This window comes from Photorhabdus namnaonensis, assembly GCF_001684335.1.
Lineage (GTDB): Bacteria > Pseudomonadota > Gammaproteobacteria > Enterobacterales > Enterobacteriaceae > Photorhabdus > Photorhabdus namnaonensis.
In genome coordinates this window covers 335,463-356,094 of record NZ_LOIC01000018.1, presented here as the reverse complement: position 1 = coordinate 356,094, position 20,632 = coordinate 335,463, and the positions used below count along the sequence as shown (strand labels likewise).

At 44.8% G+C, this 20,632-nt stretch carries 28 protein-coding genes; 20 read left to right on the top strand and 8 right to left on the bottom strand.

Annotation, left to right across the window (positions count from 1 at the left end):
* Window positions 1-166: 166 nt before the first annotated feature.
* The 8 genes from sctU to sctN are packed head-to-tail and all read right to left on the bottom strand — an operon-like array spanning window position 167 to window position 6,831.
* Complete coding sequence (sctU, locus tag Phpb_RS03890) at window positions 167-1,222, bottom strand: type III secretion system export apparatus subunit SctU (protein WP_046395153.1); 1,056 nt, start codon at window positions 1,220-1,222, stop codon at window positions 167-169.
* Window positions 1,219-2,007 carry a type III secretion system export apparatus subunit SctT gene (gene sctT / locus Phpb_RS03885; protein WP_046395152.1) on the bottom strand — a complete coding sequence of 263 codons (789 nt, stop codon included), beginning with the start codon at window positions 2,005-2,007 and terminating at the stop codon, window positions 1,219-1,221. The genes sctU and sctT overlap by 4 nt, the downstream gene beginning before the upstream one ends.
* Window positions 2,004-2,270 (bottom strand): type III secretion system export apparatus subunit SctS, encoded by a 267-nt coding sequence (sctS, locus tag Phpb_RS03880; protein ID WP_036775290.1) that lies wholly within the window; start codon window positions 2,268-2,270, stop codon window positions 2,004-2,006. Before sctS ends, sctT begins: the two co-directional genes overlap by 4 nt.
* Window positions 2,271-2,272: 2 nt before the next feature.
* Window positions 2,273-2,926 carry a type III secretion system export apparatus subunit SctR gene (gene sctR / locus Phpb_RS03875; protein ID WP_065389241.1) on the bottom strand — a complete coding sequence of 218 codons (654 nt, stop codon included), beginning with the start codon at window positions 2,924-2,926 and terminating at the stop codon, window positions 2,273-2,275.
* Window positions 2,923-3,852 carry a type III secretion system cytoplasmic ring protein SctQ gene (gene sctQ, locus Phpb_RS03870; protein WP_065389240.1) on the bottom strand — a complete coding sequence of 310 codons (930 nt, stop codon included), beginning with the start codon at window positions 3,850-3,852 and terminating at the stop codon, window positions 2,923-2,925. Before sctQ ends, sctR begins: the two co-directional genes overlap by 4 nt.
* Window positions 3,849-5,036, bottom strand: a complete 1,188-nt coding sequence (locus Phpb_RS24355) for a type III secretion system needle length determinant (protein WP_082302522.1) — start codon at window positions 5,034-5,036, stop codon at window positions 3,849-3,851. Before Phpb_RS24355 ends, sctQ begins: the two co-directional genes overlap by 4 nt.
* An 11-nt stretch (window positions 5,037-5,047) precedes the next feature.
* Complete coding sequence (locus tag Phpb_RS03860) at window positions 5,048-5,509, bottom strand: type III secretion protein (RefSeq protein ID WP_065389239.1); 462 nt, start codon at window positions 5,507-5,509, stop codon at window positions 5,048-5,050.
* On the bottom strand, window positions 5,509-6,831 hold the full coding sequence (gene sctN / locus Phpb_RS03855; protein ID WP_065389238.1) for a type III secretion system ATPase SctN: 1,323 nt from the start codon (window positions 6,829-6,831) through the stop codon (window positions 5,509-5,511). The genes Phpb_RS03860 and sctN overlap by 1 nt, the downstream gene beginning before the upstream one ends.
* 306 nt (window positions 6,832-7,137) lie before the next feature.
* Here sctN and sctW point away from each other — a divergent pair, with 306 nt between their 5' ends.
* The 20 genes from sctW to Phpb_RS24350 all read left to right on the top strand — a co-directional run bounded on the left by sctW (window position 7,138) and on the right by Phpb_RS24350 (window position 20,573).
* A complete protein-coding gene (gene sctW, locus Phpb_RS03845) occupies window positions 7,138-8,010 on the top strand; it encodes a type III secretion system gatekeeper subunit SctW (RefSeq protein ID WP_036775302.1) in 873 nt (290 codons plus the stop codon).
* A complete protein-coding gene (locus Phpb_RS03840) occupies window positions 7,991-8,278 on the top strand; it encodes a TyeA family type III secretion system gatekeeper subunit (protein ID WP_065389236.1) in 288 nt (95 codons plus the stop codon). The genes sctW and Phpb_RS03840 overlap by 20 nt, the downstream gene beginning before the upstream one ends.
* The gene (sycN, locus tag Phpb_RS03835; protein WP_065389235.1) at window positions 8,275-8,646 is read left to right on the top strand and encodes a type III secretion chaperone SycN; all 372 of its coding nucleotides are present in this window, start codon (window positions 8,275-8,277) and stop codon (window positions 8,644-8,646) included. Before Phpb_RS03840 ends, sycN begins: the two co-directional genes overlap by 4 nt.
* Window positions 8,643-9,008: a YscX family type III secretion system protein SctX gene (gene sctX / locus Phpb_RS03830; RefSeq protein WP_036775307.1), complete on the top strand. Its 366-nt coding sequence runs from the start codon at window positions 8,643-8,645 to the stop codon at window positions 9,006-9,008. The genes sycN and sctX overlap by 4 nt, the downstream gene beginning before the upstream one ends.
* A 2-nt stretch (window positions 9,009-9,010) precedes the next feature.
* Window positions 9,011-9,340, top strand: a complete 330-nt coding sequence (gene sctY / locus Phpb_RS03825; RefSeq protein ID WP_065389234.1) for a type III secretion system chaperone SctY — start codon at window positions 9,011-9,013, stop codon at window positions 9,338-9,340.
* Window positions 9,337-11,454 (top strand): type III secretion system export apparatus subunit SctV, encoded by a 2,118-nt coding sequence (gene sctV / locus Phpb_RS03820; protein WP_065389233.1) that lies wholly within the window; start codon window positions 9,337-9,339, stop codon window positions 11,452-11,454. The genes sctY and sctV overlap by 4 nt, the downstream gene beginning before the upstream one ends.
* Window positions 11,451-11,885, top strand: coding sequence for an LcrR family type III secretion system chaperone (locus Phpb_RS03815; RefSeq protein WP_065389232.1), 435 nt, complete (start codon window positions 11,451-11,453; stop codon window positions 11,883-11,885). The genes sctV and Phpb_RS03815 overlap by 4 nt, the downstream gene beginning before the upstream one ends.
* 40 nt (window positions 11,886-11,925) lie before the next feature.
* The gene (locus tag Phpb_RS03810; protein ID WP_065389231.1) at window positions 11,926-12,204 is read left to right on the top strand and encodes an LcrG family type III secretion system chaperone; all 279 of its coding nucleotides are present in this window, start codon (window positions 11,926-11,928) and stop codon (window positions 12,202-12,204) included.
* Between the two features lie 11 nt (window positions 12,205-12,215).
* Entirely contained in the window at window positions 12,216-13,193 is a 978-nt protein-coding gene (locus Phpb_RS03805; RefSeq protein WP_065389230.1) for a virulence-associated V antigen, read from the top strand.
* A gap of 9 nt (window positions 13,194-13,202) precedes the next feature.
* Entirely contained in the window at window positions 13,203-13,712 is a 510-nt protein-coding gene (locus Phpb_RS03800) for a SycD/LcrH family type III secretion system chaperone (protein ID WP_065389229.1), read from the top strand.
* The gene (gene sctE, locus Phpb_RS03795) at window positions 13,693-14,856 is read left to right on the top strand and encodes a type III secretion system translocon subunit SseC family protein (RefSeq protein ID WP_065389228.1); all 1,164 of its coding nucleotides are present in this window, start codon (window positions 13,693-13,695) and stop codon (window positions 14,854-14,856) included. The genes Phpb_RS03800 and sctE overlap by 20 nt, the downstream gene beginning before the upstream one ends.
* A gap of 11 nt (window positions 14,857-14,867) precedes the next feature.
* Window positions 14,868-15,758 carry a YopD family type III secretion system translocon subunit gene (locus tag Phpb_RS03790; protein ID WP_065389227.1) on the top strand — a complete coding sequence of 297 codons (891 nt, stop codon included), beginning with the start codon at window positions 14,868-14,870 and terminating at the stop codon, window positions 15,756-15,758.
* Between the two features lie 67 nt (window positions 15,759-15,825).
* Complete coding sequence (locus Phpb_RS26255; RefSeq protein ID WP_205634730.1) at window positions 15,826-15,981, top strand: hypothetical protein; 156 nt, start codon at window positions 15,826-15,828, stop codon at window positions 15,979-15,981.
* Window positions 15,981-16,424, top strand: coding sequence for a type III secretion system chaperone (locus Phpb_RS03785; RefSeq protein WP_065389226.1), 444 nt, complete (start codon window positions 15,981-15,983; stop codon window positions 16,422-16,424). Before Phpb_RS26255 ends, Phpb_RS03785 begins: the two co-directional genes overlap by 1 nt.
* Window positions 16,421-16,654, top strand: coding sequence for a T3SS regulon translocated regulator ExsE family protein (locus Phpb_RS03780; RefSeq protein WP_036809092.1), 234 nt, complete (start codon window positions 16,421-16,423; stop codon window positions 16,652-16,654). Before Phpb_RS03785 ends, Phpb_RS03780 begins: the two co-directional genes overlap by 4 nt.
* Window positions 16,651-17,040 carry a YscW family type III secretion system pilotin gene (locus Phpb_RS03775; protein WP_065389225.1) on the top strand — a complete coding sequence of 130 codons (390 nt, stop codon included), beginning with the start codon at window positions 16,651-16,653 and terminating at the stop codon, window positions 17,038-17,040. The genes Phpb_RS03780 and Phpb_RS03775 overlap by 4 nt, the downstream gene beginning before the upstream one ends.
* Window positions 17,041-17,629: 589 nt before the next feature.
* Window positions 17,630-18,616 carry a glycosyltransferase gene (locus Phpb_RS03770; RefSeq protein WP_065389224.1) on the top strand — a complete coding sequence of 329 codons (987 nt, stop codon included), beginning with the start codon at window positions 17,630-17,632 and terminating at the stop codon, window positions 18,614-18,616.
* Window positions 18,617-19,376: 760 nt separating this feature from the next.
* A complete protein-coding gene (locus tag Phpb_RS03765; protein WP_049582457.1) occupies window positions 19,377-19,703 on the top strand; it encodes a phage holin, lambda family in 327 nt (108 codons plus the stop codon).
* 9 nt (window positions 19,704-19,712) lie between these two features.
* The gene (locus Phpb_RS03760) at window positions 19,713-20,114 is read left to right on the top strand and encodes a structural protein (RefSeq protein ID WP_065389223.1); all 402 of its coding nucleotides are present in this window, start codon (window positions 19,713-19,715) and stop codon (window positions 20,112-20,114) included.
* A 9-nt stretch (window positions 20,115-20,123) separates the two neighbouring features.
* On the top strand, window positions 20,124-20,573 hold the full coding sequence (locus Phpb_RS24350; RefSeq protein WP_065389222.1) for a lysis protein: 450 nt from the start codon (window positions 20,124-20,126) through the stop codon (window positions 20,571-20,573).
* Window positions 20,574-20,632 lie beyond the last annotated feature (59 nt).

Here is a 20,632-nt window from a genome sequence, read left to right as displayed (position 1 = left end):
TTTTTATTTATATTAAATTTGTTGTTATTATGTAATTTAATCGTAATGATTAAGAAACGAATCTGAATTATATTTCGTTTATATTGAGCATTGGCGAGGTGTTTTGAATGCTAATGCTCAGTCATATATGTAGTTTTGCTGTTAAAAAACGCTATTTGGGGACAGGTTACGACTCAGGAGCACGATCTTGCCACTGTTCTAGCCAGCGTAAAACTTCTGCGGTAGCTTGGATGAGATCGGCGGGAATATAGTGGTCGATTAGGCCATCCTGATAAAGCGCCCGTGCCAGAGGAATACGTTGTAACACCGGAATACCTTCCTCTTCGGCAATACGTCGAACCTGTAGGGCCTGAGCATCGGTGAACTTGAGCGTGATAAGGGGTAATGGCGTCTCCCCTTTCTTGTAACGGATACCCACCGCAATGTGAGTTGGGTTGGCGACGATCACTGATGAGTTCTTGACGCTGGCACGCATATTGCTCGACTGTAATTCTTGATGAAATTGACGTCGCTTACTTTTGATCTCTGGGCTGCCTTCACTCTCTTTGTATTCCCGTTTGATCTCGTCTTTGCTCATTCTAAGCTGCTTAATATGTTGGTAGTGTTCGAAAGCATAATCAGCGATAGAGATCACGATAAATCCAATGCCACACACGGTCATTAACTGGGTTAACATCATTCCCAGTACAGGGGTAATGCATTTCTCCCCACACTCTGGTAGGTAGAGTAACGCTTGTAGGTTGCCTGCCAAAGTCACCCAGACTAAGGTACAGAGCAACCCCACTTTAAGTATCGATTTGATGAATTCCACCAGACTCTTGATAGAGAAGATTCTTTTAGCGCCTTCAACAGGATTGATCTTTTTAATATCAGGTTTGATGGAATGTCCACTCAGTAGAAAACCGTATTGGGCGAAGTGTGAAGCCAGCGATAGCAAAGCGGAAACGCTCAGAATTGGCAAGCAGAGGTAGACCAGCTCCTGCATCAAGTTTTCAACCACATGGTTTAAGGCTTGGGGAAAGGGTTTATCTAGCAGATTAGCCGGGATTAGCATCAGTTTACTCAGATGCTCCAAGTAGTATTCAGACATGACCATCATCATGCCGATTAGCCCCAAGATTAAGGAGGTAGAGACGACTTCGTTACTTTTAGTTACCTGGCCTTTCTTCCGGGCATCCCGGAGTTTCTTGGGGGTAGGCTTTTCAGTCTTTTCTCCACTCATGGCGCCTCCAGAATAGGGATTAACATGCGTACCGGGGAGAGAATTAACAGCACCTTGTCATAGGCGTGATGCATCAATAACTGGATATAGATAACCAGTAGCAGGCTGGCAATTGCGCTTTTGATTGGCATTGCCAACACGAAAACGTTAAGAGAAGGAGCGAAGCGGCTAATCAGTGCTAACCCGAACTCAGCCAGAAACATGGCAATTAACAGAGGAGCGGCCATCAGGGCGCAGAGTTGCAGCAGATAACTAAACTGGCCGTAGAAAAAATGGAGCCATTGGTTGGTAATGTTGGGGAAGAACTGCGTCACCGGCCAACTGTTATAGCTCTGAAAGAGAGCGCCAAGCAGGCTAAGAAAAGCGCCGCCGGAGAAAAAAAGTGTGATTAGCGTTTGAGTTAATAACAGACCTGTGGGTGAGGTTTGACTTCCCAAGGAAGGGTTAAGCACTGACGCCATTGTCGCTCCCCGTTGGTTATCTATAATAAAACCGGTGGCTTCCATCGCCCAAAATGGAATAGAAGCGATAAAGCCAATGAGCAAACCAAGCAGGACTTCTTTACCGAGCAACAGCGTCAACTCCAGGCTACCTAATGTGGGCAGTGGGTTACCGGCTACAGTTGGGTAAGCATAGAGGGCCAGTGAACAAGCCACGCCGTTGCGGATTAACCCACCACCTAGCATCTGTTTGCTGAGCACAGGGAATATCACAAAGCAGCTCATGATGCGCGGTAATAGCAGGGTATAAGCCAGCATTTGCTGCTGGAGCTCTGGTAAGGTCATTTGATCAGCGGCACCTTAAGAAAGGTCATGTTGGCAAAGCTATAAAGTTCGTTGCCAAGCCAGGTTGCTGTCGCGAACAAGGTAATAACGACTGCGATTAATTTAATCACAAAACCCAATGTTTGTTCTTGTATTTGGGTGAGTGCTTGGATTAGCGAGACTAATGTCCCCACTGCCGCAGCCATGAGTACCGGAGGCAGGGAAAGGATTAACACTAACCAGAGCGATTGGCTGGTGAAATGCAAAATATCGGCATTACTCATATTCAATCTCCGTAACTGATAACAAGGCCGTGTGTCAGGCGTGTCCAGCCATCAAGCAGGACAAATAACAGTAACTTGAAAGGAAGAGAGATAGTCATTGGCGAAACCATCATCATCCCCATTGCGAGTAGAATGTTAGAAATAATGAGATCGATTGCAATGAACGGCAGATAAAGCAGAAACCCGATTTCAAAAGCTCGGGTTAATTCACTGACGGTAAAGGCGGGTAACAGTATCAACAGGCTGTCTGGTTCTAGCCGGTCTGCATACTGGCTTGGCCAAATTTGTCGGGTACTGTCGATAAAAAAAGTGCGTTCACTGGGCTTGATATGCTGTTTAAGAAAGTTTCGGTAAGGCGTCAGGCCCTCTTCCACAAATTTCTTTACTGATTGTGAGTTGCTGAATGAAACTTCATTTTGACGCAGGTAATCTTGAGTGGCGAAACCCACCGGAGCCATCACATAGATAGTGAGGATAATCGCCAATCCGTACATTGCCATGTTAGGTGGGATCTGCTGTACGCCCAACGCGTTGCGCAGTAAGGAAAATACCACAGCCAGTTTGAGGAAAGAGGTCGCCATCACCGCGATAAAGGGAAGCAAAGCCAGCAAAGCCAGACCGATGATGAGATCCAATTCGTTTGGTAACTGGATCATGATTGTTTCTCCACGGAGAGATGTTCGACTCTTACTCCCAGACGCCCCTCAATATCGACTAACCGCCCTGAACCCAGGTATTTCTGATTGACAAGAATACGTACTACACCGTCTGAGGGAACGCCAAGATCGAGTAATGAACCGGGTTGCAGGCTGGTGAGCGTCTGTAGATCCAAGGTCTGACGACCCACTTCGAAACTAACATGAACTTCCAGGTCGTTTAAGTCCGTTACTGGCAGAGTGTCGTCAGAATTGTCAGAGGAGGGGGTGTGCATAGTGATTAACTCCAGTTTATGGTCATGGGATTTAAAGTAGGCCCAAGGGCGTCCTTCTAGATACGCTAATAAAGGGGCGTCTGGTTGTTGCTGTAGGGGCAGTAGCAGCACATCCCCTGATTCCAGGGTGCGAAACGCATCTAAAGTCAGGGTTATTGTTCCCCATTGCAGAGAAAGTCGTAATGGAATAGACAGGCGCTCGGCAGGTTGACGTTCTGGCAATATAGCAATTAAAGGGGATGGCTCTGGTAACCAGAGCGGCAATGTGGCCCCCGGCCGTTCAAGACGTAGTTGCAAGCAAGCTGACAAAGGGCGTTCTGACGTGGTACGCAGTGCTGACCATGACAGCGTGGGTAGCACTTTGCTCTGATATTCCAGCAGCGCCAGCAGCAGATCTTGAGGGAGCGAGGTGAGATCCGCTTGTTGTAGATCAGGAGCGAGCCACAATGCTAGTTCCGCGGCATGGCAGTAAAAGGAAAAAGTTTGTCCCTGCCAATGGGCGATCAGTACCTTGTCCAACGTCTGGGGAGGGGCGGCCACATCCAGCGAGAGATGGTTATTATCCCAACTAAATTGTTGCTGGTGGCGATTCAGGGTCTGATGCAGCGTTAATTCTTTTAATGAAACTTTGGATAGGGTTAGGTCATTCATGCATCTTTTTTCCATTCTTCATATACGCTGCGACGTTGACGCGATCCGTGTTCACTATCCGTTTGAGGCGGAAGGGAGAGTTCAACAGTTTGTGTTGGGTAAAGAAGTTGTAAACGTTCAATCAGTTCAAAACGTGCCTGTTTCAGGAGTTGTTGAGCTGCGGGATTCGCCAAAATCTCTATTTGAAGTTTGCCATGCTCATTAGTGAGTTGGATCTCAAGCGCCCCCAGGCTAGGAAGTGTCAAATGTAATGTTGCCGGACGCTGTTGTTGTGTGAGTTCGATACTGATCTCCACACTCAGTTTGTCGATCAATGCTTCCAAAAGGGGAGATATGGTTGAAGTTGCTTGCATCGTGGCGAGGATGCGTTCCCCTGGCAGAAGTGGTGTTTGCGGCAAGAAAGGGGTTTTCCCATCTGATCCGCCAGAGTAAGAGGATTGAGAGTCAGACTCTTTTGGCTTTGATGCCAACAAATGGTAGGTCTCGATTTCATCCAACGCTTTTTTTTCCGTGATGATGTTTTCGTTGGAATAGCGAGCAGGTGGTATAGGTAAAGTCGGATCTGTCTGTTGGTGAGAAGTGACACTGTGTGGTGTGTCTGGCTGAGATAGGGATCGGCCCGATGTTGTCTGCATCACTGCATGATATGCCAGTTCATCGTTTGCGTCTTGCAGTACAGGAATAGCGGCAGTGTCAGGATAAGCAGTCACAGTGATATCAACTGGTTTCAGGCCAGAATCAGACAAGACGTTCAGGTTTGGCTGACGTGCTGGGATTCCAGGCGCTGACAGAGACGCCTTTATTTCGTTAGCGATCTCACTAAGGTGATGAACCGAAGCTGATAAGCTTTTTTTCTGATTTTGAGGCAACGTCGGTATGTCATGATCTGACAATGGCAGGGCTTGTCTGCGTGGATCATCAATTGCCAGAATTGCCGGTTGAGGGAGGACGGATGTGGGGTGCTCCTCATCTGAATCATATGTGGCGTGTTGATCCGCTGTTTTATTGTTTGCCGTCGTATTAGCTAACTGCTGTTCCGTTCGCCGTGTGGTTGATTGGCGCGTGTTGGCGGTGTGAGAGGTGATAGCTTGCTCGAAACGGCGTTGCAAATCGGCGTCTGCCTCTGCGGGAGACGACGTTGGGAGGGAGGAGACACCTTTGCCGATAGCTGTCAGTGGGTTCATACTCTTCTGTTTTACACTCTTTCTTGGCAATGGAACTCTTCTTGTTCCAGCTCTTCCTGGTATTCACCTTGGGCACGGATCGCCTCTTGTTGCTGACGACCCAATTCATTAAATTTTTCTTGCTGCTGGCGTGCGTGGTGCAATACACGCTGACACTCTTGTAATTGACGGAGTTCCAGCTCCGTTTTTTCTTTCATTTCAGCCAATTGCTTTTCCAGTTGCGCTTCATTTTCGCGCAACAGGGCAATTTGTTGTTGCCAGCGTTCAAGACCTTTACGGTCAATAGGTTTGCCTTGACACAGTGCGAAAAGCTGCTGTTCCTCTTCTATTCGCCATTGACCGTAATCTTGCAAGGTTTGCAAAGCCTGTTGATGGTTTTGACGGGCTGTTTGCAGTTTCATTTGTTGCAGTGAAAAATGTTTTTCAGCGCGTTCGACTCGTAAGGCTTTTATGCGTTGTAAACGGCTAATCATTATCTTGTTATCTGTTGCAATAACGCTAAAGTTTGCGGTAAATCGCTTGGCTCATGAGTGCCTTGGCGTAACCAATTACGTATTGCTTCAATGCGTGCAATGGCGTTATCGGCAACGGAATCTTGTCCCTTCTGGTACTCTCCAATCTGCAACAAAAGCTCCACTTCTTCATATTTAGCTAACCAGTTGCGTAACAAACCTGCCTGAGCTTGATGTTCAGGGGTGATGATTTGATTCATCACTCGACTAGCGGAACGTAATACATCGATGGCAGGATAGTGATTAGCCGCGGCCAGTTTGCGTGACAAAATAATGTGACCATCAAGGATGGATCGGGTTTCATCCGCTACGGGTTCTGTCATGTCGTCGCCTTCCACCAATACGGTATAGAGGGCGGTAATCGAACCTTTGTCGGATTGACCAGCACGCTCCATTAATCGTGGCAAAGCCGCGAACACGGACGGAGGATAACCACGCCGGGTTGGTGGTTCACCGGCAGCTAAACCTATTTCTCGTTGTGCTCGGGCGAAACGGGTCACAGAATCCATCAATAGCAGTACACGTTTACCTTGATCACGAAAATATTCGGCGATTGATGTGGCGACAAACCCTGCTTTAGCTCGCTCCATTGCCGGGCGATCTGAGGTCGCGACCACTAGCACGGAACGTTTTAGTCCCTCTTCACCGAGATCCGATTCGATGAATTCCCGTACTTCACGGCCACGCTCGCCGATGAGCGCCAGCACGGTAACATCAACTTCGGCGCTACGAATCAACGTAGATAGCAGTGTACTTTTTCCGCCGCCAGCCGCGGCGAAAATCCCCATACGTTGACCTTCACCGCAAGTGAGTAAGCCATCAATAGCGCGTACGCCGAGTGAAAGCGGGTGTTCAATCCGTTTACGGCTCATGGGAGCCGGCGCATCCCGATAAACGGGATACCACGCTTGTGGCTCCGGCAATTGGCCGCCGGAAAACGGATTACCTAGCCCATCAAGGACTTGTCCTAACAGGTAATCACCCACGCCAACTTGGTGCATGGCTCCGGTTGGACTGACTTCGGTATTTGAAGAGATACCAAACATTTCACCAAGTGGCGTCAACAGCGCTTGATGTTGTTGGAATCCAATCACCTCCGCCAAAAGCGACAGCGTGTTGTCAGGATTGCGTAAGTGACAAAGTTCACCTATCCGCACACCAGGAATGACGGCTTTAAGTAGTGTACCCGTGACCTGAGTAACCCTGCCGCGAATCTGAATTAGTCGGCATTCATTAATAGCGTGGCGCATTTGGCCGGGAATGTGGTCAAGGGAAAGCTTCATGATCGTTTATATAACCTCTGCTGCGAATACTATAAAGAAGGGAGAAGGGGAGGGATTGCAACCTGAGTCGGGAGTTTTTAGAAAATGGTTGGAGTTTGTTTGGACATTCCCTGCTTTATCGATGAGATTTCCTAATTTTATTCACGGCGTATTGTTCATATTTGGTGCGCTTTACATTAGATCAATGGGGCTCTGCCTTGGGTTACGGCGGATTTTGCTAAAAATTCACGGCTGATTTTGGCATAGGCACTGGGACGGTATCTTTATAATTCGTTCATTATTAACTCTGATATGACAAGGTAGACTATGGATATTATCCAGAATCATCTTCATTCGATAACTTTATCAGAACCGGGTACCGGGGTTACCGCACAACAAGAGCAGGCTAAGGTTGGTCAGTTTCAGGGAGAGAAAGTCGTGCTGGTATCGGCATCCCAATCTTTTGCTGATGCGGCTGAAGAGCTGACCTTTGCATTTTCGGAGCGCAAAGATATGCCGCTCTCCAAGCGTAAAGTTAGCGATGGGCATGCCAGGGTACGAGAAATTGAGGCGCTGGTGGGCGAATATTTGCAGAAGGTGCCGGATTTGGAGCGTCAACAAAAGGTCAAGGCATTGATCTCTCACTTAAATAGCGCTCAACTGACGAATATTGCCCAATTACAGGCTTATTTGGAAAGTTTCTCTGGCGAGGTGAGTGAGCAATTCTATGCGCTGAGTCAGGCCCGTGACGCGCTGGCTGGCAGGCCAGAGGCACATGCCATATTGACATTGATTGACCAGGAATTGTCTCGTTTAGCGCAAGAGCAAGGGATTGCTATCGAGTTGGGAGCCCGCATTACGCCTGATGCCACGACAGCAGCGAGAAATGGGGTTGGCAACTTGCAAGCGTTGCGCAACATCTATCGTGATGCAGTGATGGATTATCAAGGGTTGTCGGCTGCCTGGCGGGATATTCAAGCCAATTTCAAGAGTAGCTCCCTGATGGAAGTAACAGGATTCATCATGAAAGCGTTGAGCGCTGATTTGGACAGCCAACAGCGGCAACTTGATCCGATTAAGCTGGAACGTGTGATGAGTGACATGCATAAACTCCGTCTGCTTAACAGCTTGTCGGTTCAGGTTGAGCAGTTATGGAAAAGCGTGATAGAGGGGGAAAGTCATGGCATACGGGCCTTCTGACCTTATGGGAGATGTCGTTTCTCTGGTTGAGAAACGTTGGGCCAATGTGCGGGATGTTGAAATGCTCGGTCATGCTTTGGGATTGCAGGATAGCCAAACTCAAATTCATTTCTACCGGGAGTTGAAGCGATTGATTCGCTTAATTCCGGTAGAAGTGTTCAGTGATGAAGAACAGCGTCAAAATTTGCTTAATGCTTGTCAATTGGCGCTGGATACAGCAATTGAGAGAGAAGAAGACGAATTGTGGTCGGGAGAGGGAACATCATGAACTGGATAGAGCCACAGTTACTCCAGTTTTGTCAGGATTTGGGTATGGAGATGTCTGATGTTTCTAGCCCCTTGATCCAAATCGATTTTGAGTATTCTGGTACGTTACAGATTGAGCGTTATGGTGGCGCGTTAACACTTTGGCTGGCCCGCGAAATTCCCTGGCATCAGGGAAAAGAGGTCATGGTTAAGGCGATGTTACTCACTTTCAGTGGTCAGGGGCCAGAACTGCCCTTGCGTTGCGGCTGGTTGGGGGAAGATCGCCTGTTATTGTTTGTGACACTAGATGAACGCGATATAACTTTGCCTTTGCTGCATCAGGCATTTCGCTCTTTGTTAAGAATACAGCGAGAGGTGCTCGCTTCGTGAGCAAAATCGCTGCCGCCCACATAGGAATTGAACAACTAACGGCGATCAGTCGGGAAGAGATAGGGGTTAGTTTACCTGATCGCTACGCGTTATTGCCCGATGGTCAATCCGTTGAGACTCACTCTGCACGTCTTTATCCCGCTAACAAGGCTGATCAGGCTTTGTTGGCTTTTGCTTGCCCGCAAGATGGGTTTCACTCTCTGTTGCGCCCACATGATTTCCGTCAGGCGGTGAGTGGTTTGCGTACAATTTTGCAACAAGATGATGACGTCAGGGTACAGCATGCTGTCTCCCTGTTGGAAAAAATGAATCAAGATGAACAGTTGTTGCAGATGGCTCTGCACCTGTTGCACAAGGTATGACCATGACTCTCAGTGCTAAACAGCAGAGCGCCCTGTTGCTGCTCGGCTGGCTCCAACTTCAATACGGTCATCCTGACCGAGCGCGTATTTTATTGGATGCATTACTGGCTTTGCATCCAGAACATCAGGAAGGGCGTCGCGCCTTGGTGGTTTCATTACTTAAACTGCAAGAGGGGAGCGCAGCAAAAGAACATTGCGCTCTTTTACAAGAACAGGGCGAACAAAGCGCCGCTCTCTGGCTTTGTGTTAGCCGCGCCTGTCAACAGGAGGGGAACCTGGAAGAAGCGCGCAGTGCTTATCAACGTTATCTCGCTCAAGGGGCGCAATTATGAGCCGTGGGTTTGAGTTATTGCGTCTGATTGGCGAGCGTAAGGACATCATGTTGGCAATATTGTTGCTAGCTGTGGTCTTCATGATGGTGTTGCCGCTTCCGCCTATCCTGCTTGACATTTTGATCGCCATTAATATGACCATCTCTGTTGTGCTCATGATGATGGCGGTCTATATCAATTCCCCCTTACAGTTTTCCGCTTTTCCTGCGGTCTTACTGGTGACAACGCTATTTCGTCTGGCGCTTTCCGTCAGTACCACCCGGATGATTCTTCTACAAGCGGATGCCGGTAAGATAGTCTATACCTTCGGTGATTTCGTTGTCGGCGGCAACCTGATTGTCGGGATAGTGATCTTTCTGATCATCACCATTGTACAATTTATCGTCATAACTAAGGGTTCGGAACGCGTAGCTGAGGTGAGCGCCCGTTTTTCCCTTGATGCCATGCCCGGTAAACAGATGAGTATCGACGGAGATATGCGTGCCGGCGTTATTGATGTCAATGAGGCTAGAGAGAGGCGCAGCATTATCGAAAAAGAGAGCCAGATGTTTGGTTCGATGGATGGTGCGATGAAGTTTGTTAAGGGTGATGCGATTGCGAGTCTCCTCATCATCTTTGTCAACATTTTGGGCGGGATAACCATAGGCGTCACCCAAAAAGGGATGTCGGCGGCTGACGCGTTGCAGCTCTACGCTATTTTGACCGTTGGTGATGGTATGGTCTCTCAGGTTCCTGCACTATTGATCGCTATCACCGCAGGTATCATTGTTACCCGGGTTTCGTCGGAAGACGCCTCGGATCTGGGTAATGAGATCGGCGAGCAGGTTGTCGCTCAACCAAAGGCACTGCTGATTGGCGGCGTTTTATTGGTGTTATTTGGCCTGATTCCCGGATTTCCTACATTAACCTTCTTAACGCTTGCACTGGTGGTGGCGGGTGGCGGTTATTTGCTATTCCAACGCCAGCGACAAGCCAACGCCAGTCAGGAAGCGGATCTTCCTAGTTTGTTAGCCCAAGGAGCAGGCGCTCCGGCAGCCAAACCTAAACCCAAAAGCGGTAGTAAGGCCAAAGCTGGCAAGCTTAGTGAGAAAGAGGAATTTGCGATGACGGTTCCTTTGCTTATTGATGTGGACGCGGGGTTACAGGCTGAGCTGGAAGCTATTTCACTGAATGATGAATTGATACGGGTACGGCGCGCCCTCTATTTGGATTTAGGGGTTCCATTTCCAGGTATCCACTTACGCTTTAATGAGGGAATGAAGGAGGGGGAGTACCTGATCCAGCTACAAGAGGTGCCTGTCGCCCGTGGTCGGTTGCGTTCATCACATTTGCTGGTGCAGGAACCGGTCAGTCAGTTGGAATTGTTGGCCATTCCTTATGAAGAAGGGGAACCGCTATTACCTAATCAGCCTACCCTGTGGGTAGCTGAAGAACATCAAGAGCGTTTGGCGAAGTCCGGGCTGGCGGTTTTATCCATGTCTCAGGTGATCACTTGGCATTTATCTCATGTGTTGCGTGAGTATGCCGAAGATTTTATTGGCGTGCAGGAAACCCGTTATCTTCTGGAACAAATGGAGGGTAGCTATGGTGAATTGGTCAAGGAGGCCATGCGCATCATTCCATTGCAGCGGATGACTGAGATATTGCAACGGTTGGTCGGTGAGGATATCTCCATTCGTAATACACGCGCGATTCTTGAAGCGATGGTGGTGTGGGGGCAGAAGGAGAAAGATGTAGTGCAATTAACAGAATATATTCGTAGTAGTCTCAAGCGTTACATTTGTTACAAGTATGCTAATGGCAACAATATCCTGCCCGCCTATCTGTTGGATCAGCAGTTAGAGGAGCAGATCCGAGGCGGTATTCGTCAAACGAGCGCAGGTAGCTACTTAGCGTTGGACCCGGCGGTGACGCAAAGTTTCCTTGAACAGATGAAGAAAACAGTGGGCGATTTAACACAGATGCAGAATAAGCCAGTGTTAATCGTATCAATGGATATTCGTCGTTATGTTCGTAAGTTAATTGAAGGCGATCACCACGGCTTGCCAGTGCTCTCGTATCAAGAGTTGACTCAACAGATCAACATCCAACCTCTTGGCAGGGTGTGCCTATGAACCATGATCCACTTACTCCTTGGTTTGAGGAACGGGGTTATTCGGTACACCCCCACTATATGGGAAGTAGCGCGATCCCTCTTGGTTGGCGTGTGTGGTATGAAGATTGTGAAATTGCCTGGCGCTATGATGCGCCGCGAGTTTGGATCGTGATGTTACGCCGTACCCGGCAGCGCCGAGGGCTTGCTAATCCATTTGCGCCTCTTTATCTGTTGGCGGCAGCGACGATGGCTGTGCTTGGGCCGGGTAGCCGGCTTTATGGTCAAGTTAATACTTTGGTTGACTCTCCCCTTAATGATGAGCGTTTAGCCCGGTTTTACCACCGCTGGACAGGCGCGAGCGAGGTGGCGCCCGGCTGGTTTGAGCTGGAAGCCAGTTGCGTTATATCGTTACATCAAATGAGAAAACAACAAAAAAAAGTCCAACTTTGACAGGAAGGATTAATATCTCTCTTTATTATAGGAGTCACTGATGCGAGAGAAGCCTAACGCTAAGGTACTGCAAGCTGCTGAGGCAGCCATTAAGGACAGCGATCACAGACTGCGATTATTGCAGGAGATGTGGCAGTCTCTTGGCATCAACCCAAATGTGGGTACAGAACTGTTTGGTCATACTGACGTTACTTTGGTTCAGAATGCTGAGCAAGAGTTGCTGACCGAAGTTAATCGCTTACGAAGCAACCAACCGCCCTCTCTGGAAGAGGGAAAGCGTCTCCGTCGCCCACCTCGTATGCGTGGTATTATTGTATAAGGAGTTTGAAGGTGGAAATTAGGCCATATCAAAATGACCCACAGCTTTTCTTGGCAGATCTAGAAAAGGTTTCGTTAGCTCAATTAAAAGGTTCTGGATCTTCGGAGCTTGATGGATTGGTTGCACTTATTCTTAATAAAAAGATCAAGATTGAAGCAAAGTATGATCTGAATAGGGATAAAGAGGTATTTAGTGATCAGGTTATTACTCAGGGTGGCAGGGACGATAAAGGGCTCTTGAAAAAACTGATTGCCTGTTTTCTGCCAGCGAACGCTATTGTCGAAAATGGTCATTTCGATAGCCAAATAAAGAATGGCATAGAGAATCTTAAGTCCTTCTTGAATAGCCCTACATTAAAAACTGATTGGACATTAAGGGATTTTCTAGCTGCGGTTCATTTTAATTTAACGCCGGATCGTCTTGATGATGATGTAATCGATGTATTTGTTTCTGTTATGTTGGGTCATGATAAAAAACGACTTGAATTGCGTGATGAATTGGCTGCATTGACCGCAGAGTTAAAGATTTACAGTGTTATTCAATCGGAGATTAATGCGAAACTAGCGGCAGAGAAAGATAAGCAGAAACTTGATATTAGTGATACGTCTTTTGATTTACGGGACTATAAGAGATATGGCTTTAGCAATGAAACTATTTTTAAAGATAGTGCTGAATATGCTCTGTTAAAGAAGATGTTCCCTAAATTAGGAGAAAAAATCTCTATTAAGTCATTCTTAGAAAATCCTAATAAGCAAAGTGGAGCTATGACGGGTCTGGAGAATTCTTACGAATATGATAAAGAAAATAATCGCCTAGCCAACTTTTCTACTTCGGTTAATGATCGTGTAAATCCGCTAAACAATACTGTCCAGGAAAAAACCACGCGTTTAAATGAGGCGAGTTCCCGTTATAACGCGGCTATCGAGGCGTTAAACCGTTTTATTCAAAAGTATGACAGCATCATGCGCAATATTCTCGGCGCAATTTAAGGAATGATTATGGAGCATCAAGAAACATCAACAATTTCTGACCAATATGCACAAGAGCTGGAATCTTTTCTTCATGATGGCGGCACCTTTGCCATGTTGAAAGATATTTCTAGTGATACGTTGGAGCAACTTTACTCATTAGCGTTCAACCAGTATCAGTCAGGCAAATGGCAGGATGCACATAAGATATTCCAGGCTTTGTGTATGTTGGATCACTATGACTCCCGGTTCTTCCTTGGATTGGGGGCGTGCCGACAGGCAATGGGGCAACTGGAACAGGCGGTTCAAAGCTATAGCTATGGAGCGATGCTTGATATTAATGAGCCCCGTTTTCCATTTCATGCTGCCGAATGTCTCCTGCAATTAGGAGAACTTGATGGGGCTGAGAGTGGCTTCTACTCAGCCCAACAACTTGCGGCGGCTTTGCCGGAACAGGCCGCTTTGGCCGCCAGTTCCAGTGCGATGTTAGAAGCCATCACAATAAAAAGGACTCAGAAAGATGATTCCGATAACAAATGATTACCGAGTTTCTCAACCGGAAAAGAGTCCCTTGGTTGATGATATCTCTGTGGCTACACCTTTTAAAGGGGAGCAGCATGTTACGCCTAGCCAGGCAAGTGACTTGTCGGCTGATGTAGCTAAGTCACGAAGGGTATCACTGCCAGCGCCATTGGCTGTGAGTAATACTCGCCTTGAGCGAGAAGAAATGGCTAAGCTCGAATCGATTATGCAAGAGTCTAAGCAGGCAACAGGGCTGATAAAGGCGCTGACAACGAAGCTGACAGGAACGTCGCTGTTGTCTTCTCTAGTATTGTCCTCATCTGAGGCAATAGAGATTGAATTGGGCAAATTGACCAGCGAGATCGAGCGTAATCAAACAAAGCTCAAGATCCAAGATATCCAGCGGGCGCGTCAGGAAAGCTTGCAGAAAATGGATGAGAACCAGCAGAAGATTAAAGAAGCTGAAAATTCTGCTAAAGAGGCGCAAAAATCTGGATTATTTTCCAAGATCTTTGGTTGGATCAGTGCGATTGCTTCAATTGTGGTCGGAGCAATTATGGTTGCTACCGGTGTTGGTGCGATAGCAGGTGCGATGCTAATTGCCGGAGGAGTAGTGGGAGCAGTGTCTCAGGGACTACAAGAAGCGGCTAAAGCGGGTTTAATCAGCAAGGAAACCATGAAATGGCTGGGTCCAGCAATGATGGCGATTCAGATTATAGTGTCTTTGGTGGCACTGGGAGTCAGTTTTGGTGGCTCGGCAGCTGGGATTATAGCCAAAATGGGAGCTAAGATTGGCGGTAAAGCGGCTGAGATGGCAACTAAGGCTGCGGAGTTTTCTGCTAAAGCTGCTAGTACGGTAGCAAATGCCACGGCTCGGAGCGTGAAATTGGCTACGCAGGTCAGTGACATGACAGTGAATCTTGCTAATGGCGCCGCTCAAACTGCCAATTCGGCCTTCCAGAGTAAAGCGGCTAACCGACAAGCTGATGTACAGCTTTCACGTAGCGAATTAACCGCATTTCAGGCTGTTATGGACAGGCTCAAAGAGGAGTTGTCCCAAATGGTAGAGTCTTTCCAACATGTGATGGAAATGATTTTCCAGATGCTTAATGCCAGGGGCGACATGATAAATAACCTTGCCAGCCGACCACAGGAAATTTAGGGAGTAAGAAGATGGAAATTGTTAATAATGTCAGCAGTTCTCAGGTGAGCAGTGTCAATAATAGTGTTGATATTGTGGCTGACAAAATCTCCACGCCGACACCAACAGCACATGAAGCTGCTATTCGACAGCTAGAAAAAACAGGGCACTCGGATACGGTTGAATTGATTGTACCGAAACAGGGCTTCGATCCCAGTCGCTTAGGAAATGTCGGACAAGAATTAAATAACACGCTGGATATGATGTCGCTGTTGTTTGAGATTGCCAAGAGAATGCGTGAACTGGGTATTTTGCAGCGTGACACTGAGAATAAAGCGTCCATTGATGCTCAGAAGTCACAAGTGGATGAGATGCGACATGGCGCTAAGTTGATGATTGCTATGGCAGTGGTTTCAGGCTTAATGACGATTGGTTCGGGGCTGATAGGTGGTTTTTCTTCCGTTAAAAACGGTCAGTCAATTAAGCAGCAGAAGACGTTGGAAGGTAATATTGCTGGTCGTAACGAATTAATCGATCTTAAGTTGCAACAGTCAGGTAAGAGTAGTGATGCAGATCGGGCAGCAATTGGTAACGTATGGAATGTAGCACAAGATGCTGACAAGAGCGCTCTGAAATCTCTTACCTTGGTTTTTGAAAATCGTAATACCAAGCAGCAGTTCTTAAGTTCAGTGATGAAATCTTTAGAGAGTATGTCCAATAATTCGGTGCAGGTAGAACAGGGACTGGCTCAAGCTAAAGCTAAGGAACATGAAGTGGATTCATCTATTTCTCAACATGAAAAACAGAAGAGTGAAGATCAGATCTCATTGAATAACAATTTTATGAGAGAGGTTTTGCAATTGATACAGCAGCTTTATCAGAGTCATGTCCAGGCATGGCGCGCGGCGACTAACGTGGCGTGATGCAGTCAGAGTAAGATCTGTGCTGGATAATAAGTCTGAGCGTACCGAGAGGTGCGCTCTTATTGGTGTGACCTTTTTATTAAAAGAATTGCCCTTGAGTGACAGAGGCACAAAAGATGATGGTAGTAAACTGGCCCCCTTTTCTGCGGGAGTAACCCGTTTGTTTGACCATTCGGTAGTTCAAGTTGGTCTGATTGCCTTCTCTAGCAGGAGTAACCCATAATGGATGTGATAGCCATCGTCAACCAAGTTTTGTCTGAATTTGCTGTTAAATTCGGCTTGCCACACCTAGCTTTAAATCATGAAGGTGTGTCCGCTCTCTGTTTTGATGAGCACCTTCACCTCTCTTTGATCTTAATTCCTGAACGAGACCAGTTTGTTTTACAGATAGATGTTGCTGATATCACTGCGGTTGGAGAAGGGATTTTCCGTCAATTAGCCAGTTTTAATCGTCATTGGTATCAGTTTGATCTTCATTTTGGTTTTGATGAGTCAACGCTAATGGTACAGCTTTATCGGCAGATGTCAGCTAGTCGGCTAAATCTGGCTCTCTTTGAAGAAAGCCTTTCAAGTATGTTGGATCATGCTGAGTTTTGGCAGGAGTTATTGCAAGCTCAACTTCCGGCTGACTCTCAACAGAGAGAATCTTTGGGAATGCGAGTATGAAAATTGAAAATTCTTTACCCATTCATTTAACAAGCGTGCCCCATGAAAATAATAGTCTTTGTTGTGGCCGTCGGGTTACTTTAGGACATATACCGCAAAATGTTAATGAGCCACTTTCTGTGGTGCTAAGTAGAGGTCTTGTCGTAGGGCTTGAACATGAGACAACATTGCAGCGTTTGTTGGATGGGCAGCATACCCCGTTGTCACAACGTAGGATCAGCCTGCCGTGACCAAAATAGGGCTGGTCTTGTTGTGCTTGCTGATTACTGGTTGTGTCAGTGAAGTAGTCAAGCATAATGCATCACATCTGATTGAGGGGGATGTGACTATGCCGGTTTCTCTGCCTAAAACGGCAGACGTTGAGATGTCGTTGTTTACTGTGGTTGAAGGTAAAGTGTTGACAGTGGGTGAGATGTATTATCGTTTGGACATGTTACCCCTCACTTTTTCTATGCGTTTAAGTCCACCGTTTTCTCATAGTGAGCTATTCTTAAGGACTCGTTTACGTTGGGATGGGGAACGAGCGGTACAGGCGAAAAGCCAACAACGAGTTGTTGCAGGAAAAAGGATTATAGTGCAGTTGTCTCCTTTAGCGTGTTATCCAGAATGTCTATGAGTTTTAAATATTTCTTCATTAATAAATAAGGCAATAATATTGCCTTTTAAATTTTTAAATACCATTTGATTATAGGTTAAATAAGAGTAGTATCTACGATAATATCTATTTTAATATTATTTTCTAATTAGGTCATGATAATCTTTACGTCTGTTATATTATTATGGCTAGTAAAGATAATTAATGTTTTTCGCTCTTCTCTATTGTTTTCTTCTATTTCTTATTTTTGATTACATTTGTTTTTTTACCTTAAAATATTTAATTGTATTTATAAGATTACAGTAATCTTAGTAAATCAAAAATATTCTGTTGATTTTATCTGCTACATTTACCGATTTATTTAAACTGTTCCAATAGGTTTGGATGGATATTTCTATCTTTACAAGAGACGGTAATGTGTAAATTACAGATATATTTCTTGCATCATTATCACACTTAATCATCTGCTTTTTTGATGAAAATTTTAATTCCATCTGTAACTGATGCTTAAAATATTGTATGGTCTGTGAATCGCAACGGGTAAAAAGCACATTTTTACTATGAAAATGATGTTTTTATCAAAAAAACTAACTCATTAAAAGGACTATAGATGTTTCAGTTTGATATTACTATCATTATCCCTATGTTTAATAATGAAAACTATATAGCCTGTTTGTTAGATTCAATATCTGCGCAAGAGAATATTAATTTTGAGGTTATCATTATTAATGATGGCTCAACGGATAATAGCTTAGAAGTCATTAATGAGTATAAAAAAAGAGATAATAGAATACGGATCTTTAATCAAGAAAATCATGGTGTTTCAATAGCCAGAAATTCTGGCATAAAGTATGCGAGAGGAGAGTGGATTTTATTTGTTGATAGTGACGACTGGTTGAAACCGCAAACATTAAGAAAGTGGCTTGATCAAGCTGTTGAACAGAAATTAGATGTGTTAATTGGCAATGGAGTCAGTTTTACGGAAGATCCATTCTCACAGGAGAATAAAAGAATAACATGTAGACAACCTTATGGCAGGATATTAATGGGTAAAGAGTGGATAGAATATTGTGTTGAATGTAGGGAATGGCCACACTTTGTTTGGTTACAACTTATCAAAAAAGAGCTGATTATAAATAACCAACTCAATTTTAGAAAAAATACCCTTCATGAAGATATCCTATGGACCATTAATTTGTCACTTATCGCGAATCGAATTGGTTTTTGTGAGGAGTTATTATATTGTTATCGACATAATTTGGAATCGATAACTCGCTCAAGCGAAATTAAAAAATTATATCATCGGGCTGATAGTTATATTACTGTAGTTGATTCAATTATTAACATCTCAAAAGGGATTAGAGGTGAAAAGTCGTTAAGAAGATCACTGAGTCGTCATGCAATACGAGAGGTTGGCAGTTTCTTTATTTTGTATAGAAAAAGGATACAAGATCCTGCCTTAAAAAAATTACTTGCGAAACGTTTTATTGAAAAAATTGCTTTGAGAGATTTATTACCAGGTGTACATAATTATCATGAATTATGGTTCATTATACGTTGTAATATAATATTAGTATTAAGGAGATTTATGGAATAGTGGCTATAATACGCTAGGTGTTATATTTTTTAATTGTTTTCACCTGATTAGTTTGCTATTTCCCAATTTATTGGGAAGGGTAATCCAACATTTAAGTTGACGGTGAGGATATAAAATATTTTCGATATGATTATTTTTTTGAGTAACAAAAATCTTCCTGCGAACATTCATTTTTCTGGGTTAAATGATCGAAAATATCAGCATACATTATAAGGGTATTTGAGCAACTTGATAGGAGCAAAGTTATTTATATTAGAAGGGAGATGAGTGATTTGGCCTTGATTTAGCGTTTATTTTGTTTTTAAATGAATCAGCAGAAATAAGGTCACTATAACAAGACATTTCAGAAATTAAATGCACGGTGATCATGTTGATACTTGAAAGTATCAAGTTCAAGGCGAAGTAATAATTCCTTGCTTTTGATTGAAGGATGGATTATTGGGAAATTAAAAAATAGATAGAATATGAATTCTTGTAGAATAATAGCTAACAGAAAGAGTATTGTTTAATTGGAATAGTTAATGCCTTAATAAATTATGTATCTATTAATTATTATTATTCCCTTATACGTAATGACATACAACCAGAGTTTGTTGATGAGCTCGGTATTATACTAAATGTAAGTAATCACCTTATAAAATTTAAGGCTGCGCTATGTGTGGCCTTTTCTTATTCTACTGATTTCGCAGTATTCCTATTAACTGAAATTTAAGGCTACACGGCAGCCTATGGATTCCCATTATATGAATGGGAGTAAAGGATGAAATACATGGATAAACAGCCTGACATCTGGATGCAGCTATGGGTATGGCTGCTGTCAGTCAAAGAACAAGGTATAGGTGCGGCCCTGGCTGCCGCAATGGCTTATCTCAGAGGTCGATATAACGGCGGTAAATTTTGGACGACAATTATGGATTCTATTATGTGTGCCATGATTGCCTGGTTTATCCGTGATGTGTTGAAGTTTTTTGGTATGAGCACGGACTTGGCTTACATCGGCAGTGTGATTATTGGTTATCTGGGAACTGACTATTTTGGTCAGATCTTAAGAAAAGTTGTTAATAACAAAACAGGCAATAAACAGTAGGAGTGAATTATGAGCAGAGGTATTCGAAATAATAACCCTGGCAACATTCGTTGGGGTGATGACTGGCAAGGTTTGGTACCGGAATCACAACGTACCGATAAATCTTTCTGCCAGTTTGTCAGCCCTGAATATGGTATTCGGGCAATGATTAAAATTCTGCATAATTACAATCGGAAACATGGCCTTAAAACAGTGAAAGGTATCATTTCACGATGGGCTCCCCATAATGAAAATAATACTGATGCTTATATTAGCCATGTATGTAAAGACACTGAAGTGACTTGTGATCAGGTTGTTGATGTATTTAATAAAGAATTTATGACAAAGCTTATTAAGTCCGTTATTACCATGGAAAATGGTAGTCAGCCTTATAGCAATGTGGTCATTGATAAAGCTTTTTCACTTTTGTAGAGCGATATTATGAAGTTTAACTCTCATGGTTATACTGTTATTGCACTAGCGCTTGTCTCGCTTCTGGCTTACCACTATTACGGTAAGTATACCAAACAGCTTGATACGACAGTTAAGCTACAGAGTGAGTTGCTGGAGCAGCAGAATGAAATCGTTAATCAGCAGGAGCGGATAAGGCTCCTGTCTGAACTGGATAATCAGCATACAAAGGAGCTTGCTCATGCGAAATCTGAAATTGATGTGCTTCGCAACGATGTTGCCGCTGGTCATCGCCGGTTGCGCATCGCGGCCACCTGTAATCAAGGCGAAGCCGGTTCCTCCGGCAGCGTGGGCCATGCAGTCCCCCCACGACTTAACCCAGCAGCTGAACAAGATTATTTCGATCTCCGAAGAATGATTGTTGAGAACGAACAGCAAACGAAATACTTGCAAGAATATATCAAAACTCAGTGTCAATAGCTGAGTTTTGATAATGTTATTGCGTAATATAAAACAACGTAGGTATGGATTGGTTATTA

Coding starts and splice junctions, on each gene's coding strand:
- Phpb_RS24355 (WP_082302522.1), bottom strand. CDS start 5,036: ATGAACCCACTGACAGCTATCGGCAAAGGTGTCTCCTCCCTCCCAACG.
- sctE (WP_065389228.1), top strand. CDS start 13,693: ATGATTCCGATAACAAATGATTACCGAGTTTCTCAACCGGAAAAGAGT.
- Phpb_RS03765 (WP_049582457.1), top strand. CDS start 19,377: ATGAAATACATGGATAAACAGCCTGACATCTGGATGCAGCTATGGGTA.
- Phpb_RS03860 (WP_065389239.1), bottom strand. CDS start 5,509: ATGATTAGCCGTTTACAACGCATAAAAGCCTTACGAGTCGAACGCGCT.
- Phpb_RS03780 (WP_036809092.1), top strand. CDS start 16,421: ATGAAAATTGAAAATTCTTTACCCATTCATTTAACAAGCGTGCCCCAT.
- sctV (WP_065389233.1), top strand. CDS start 9,337: ATGAGCCGTGGGTTTGAGTTATTGCGTCTGATTGGCGAGCGTAAGGAC.
- Phpb_RS03800 (WP_065389229.1), top strand. CDS start 13,203: ATGGAGCATCAAGAAACATCAACAATTTCTGACCAATATGCACAAGAG.
- Phpb_RS24350 (WP_065389222.1), top strand. CDS start 20,124: ATGAAGTTTAACTCTCATGGTTATACTGTTATTGCACTAGCGCTTGTC.
- sctS (WP_036775290.1), bottom strand. CDS start 2,270: ATGAGTAATGCCGATATTTTGCATTTCACCAGCCAATCGCTCTGGTTA.
- sycN (WP_065389235.1), top strand. CDS start 8,275: ATGAACTGGATAGAGCCACAGTTACTCCAGTTTTGTCAGGATTTGGGT.
- Phpb_RS03790 (WP_065389227.1), top strand. CDS start 14,868: ATGGAAATTGTTAATAATGTCAGCAGTTCTCAGGTGAGCAGTGTCAAT.
- sctW (WP_036775302.1), top strand. CDS start 7,138: ATGGATATTATCCAGAATCATCTTCATTCGATAACTTTATCAGAACCG.
- Phpb_RS03760 (WP_065389223.1), top strand. CDS start 19,713: ATGAGCAGAGGTATTCGAAATAATAACCCTGGCAACATTCGTTGGGGT.
- Phpb_RS03785 (WP_065389226.1), top strand. CDS start 15,981: ATGGATGTGATAGCCATCGTCAACCAAGTTTTGTCTGAATTTGCTGTT.
- Phpb_RS03815 (WP_065389232.1), top strand. CDS start 11,451: ATGAACCATGATCCACTTACTCCTTGGTTTGAGGAACGGGGTTATTCG.
- sctU (WP_046395153.1), bottom strand. CDS start 1,222: ATGAGTGGAGAAAAGACTGAAAAGCCTACCCCCAAGAAACTCCGGGAT.
- sctQ (WP_065389240.1), bottom strand. CDS start 3,852: ATGAATGACCTAACCCTATCCAAAGTTTCATTAAAAGAATTAACGCTG.
- sctT (WP_046395152.1), bottom strand. CDS start 2,007: ATGACCTTACCAGAGCTCCAGCAGCAAATGCTGGCTTATACCCTGCTA.
- sctR (WP_065389241.1), bottom strand. CDS start 2,926: ATGATCCAGTTACCAAACGAATTGGATCTCATCATCGGTCTGGCTTTG.
- Phpb_RS03840 (WP_065389236.1), top strand. CDS start 7,991: ATGGCATACGGGCCTTCTGACCTTATGGGAGATGTCGTTTCTCTGGTT.
- sctY (WP_065389234.1), top strand. CDS start 9,011: ATGACTCTCAGTGCTAAACAGCAGAGCGCCCTGTTGCTGCTCGGCTGG.
- Phpb_RS03810 (WP_065389231.1), top strand. CDS start 11,926: ATGCGAGAGAAGCCTAACGCTAAGGTACTGCAAGCTGCTGAGGCAGCC.
- sctN (WP_065389238.1), bottom strand. CDS start 6,831: ATGAAGCTTTCCCTTGACCACATTCCCGGCCAAATGCGCCACGCTATT.
- Phpb_RS03770 (WP_065389224.1), top strand. CDS start 17,630: ATGTTTCAGTTTGATATTACTATCATTATCCCTATGTTTAATAATGAA.